The 747-nt window shown below is 65.7% G+C and carries 2 protein-coding genes; both read left to right on the top strand.

Annotated features, from left to right (window positions below; translation table 11 throughout):
• Nucleotides 1-327 (top strand): helix-turn-helix domain-containing protein (locus tag HW556_RS18410; RefSeq protein WP_176901572.1); only part of this gene is annotated, 327 nt, incomplete at its 5' end.
• A gap of 49 nt (nucleotides 328-376) precedes the next feature.
• On the top strand, nucleotides 377-747 hold a 371-nt coding region (locus tag HW556_RS18405), incomplete at its 3' end, for a transposase (RefSeq protein ID WP_176901571.1).

Here is a 747-nt window from a genome sequence, read left to right as displayed (position 1 = left end):
GCCGCTTGTGCCCAGGTCGGCTCGCGCCAGCAACAGGTCGCTGAGCGCTTCGGGGTGAGCGTCTCCTTCATCAAGAAGTTGCGCCACCAACAGCGCCAAACCGGCTCATTAGCGGCCAAACCGGCCAGTGGTGGTCCAGCCCGAACGATTTCACCGCCTGAGCAGGCGTGGCTCGTAGCCTACGTGGGGCAGCACGCCGATGCCACGCTGGCCGAGTTGAACGCCGCCTGGCAGGCCGAATTTGGCCGCCCGGTGGGCCAGACCAGCATCTGGAACGTGCTGGACGAGCACGGGCTGCGGCGTAAAAAAAAGCAACCACGCCCGTGAACGCGACAGCGAGCGGGTGGTAGCGGCGCGGGCGCAGCACGTAGAAACCGTGTGCACGCGGCCCGACGTAGCACGCTTCCACTTTCTCGACGAAACAGGGCTGCGCCTCGACTACTGCCGCCAGTATGCGCGGGCTTCTGGCGGGCAACGCGTCGGCCAACCCGTACCACTGACGCGGGGCCGCTCGCTGACGTTGATCGGGGCCCTGTCGGTGCGGGGCTCAGGGGCGGTGCAATTGCTGGAAGGCGGCCTGAATTACACGAATTTTGCCTGGTACGTGAGCGAGTGTCTGGCCCCTACGCTGCGCCGGGGCGATGTCTTGGTGCTGGACAATCTCTCGGTACATAAACTGCCGGGCGTCGTCGAATGGCTGGCCGAGCGGGGCGTGGAGGTGATCTTTCTGCCACCCTACTCGCCCGA

The organism is Hymenobacter terrestris, assembly GCF_013377905.1.
GTDB classification, from domain to species: Bacteria; Bacteroidota; Bacteroidia; order Cytophagales; family Hymenobacteraceae; genus Hymenobacter; species Hymenobacter terrestris.
This window is presented reverse-complemented; position numbering and strand designations above follow the sequence as displayed.